This window comes from Rhodococcus sp. CX (genome assembly GCF_015865005.1).
Lineage (GTDB): Bacteria > Actinomycetota > Actinomycetes > Mycobacteriales > Mycobacteriaceae > Rhodococcus.
Genome location: NZ_JADZGH010000100.1, coordinates 7,030 through 7,407 on the forward strand (window position 1 = coordinate 7,030; position 378 = coordinate 7,407).

Annotated in this window: 1 pseudogene; it reads right to left on the reverse strand. The window is 72.0% G+C overall.

The features are described from left to right. A pseudogene (locus I0Q12_RS11020) lies at positions 1-378 on the reverse strand (hypothetical protein); the annotation flags it as partial.

The window sequence follows — 378 nt, forward strand, 5'->3', positions numbered from 1 at the left end:
GCGCGATCGCCGCGTGTGCGGCGGCCCGTTCCTGTGCGCGGTGCTGTGCTCCCACGAGCGAGACCAGCAGAGGCAGCGACCGCAGCGTCACGCCGTCGCCCGCGAGCAGCGTGCGCATGCCCATGCCGTAGTCGCCGTCGAGTGTGTCGGCGTGGGCACGCAGCGCGTCTACCTGGTCCTGCGGAACCTGGCTCGCCTCGGACTGCATCTCGGCGGCCCACCGTCGATGGTCTACGGATGCGTGCGGACGCGGGAGCAGTACGTCGAGGACGGCATCGGCTGTGGCACGCAGCGAACCGTTGTCGGCCGCCGCGCGGCGGCTCACGAAGCGGCGGCCGTGTTCAGAGATGACCAGGGCCAGGCGCAGCACGGTCGGCA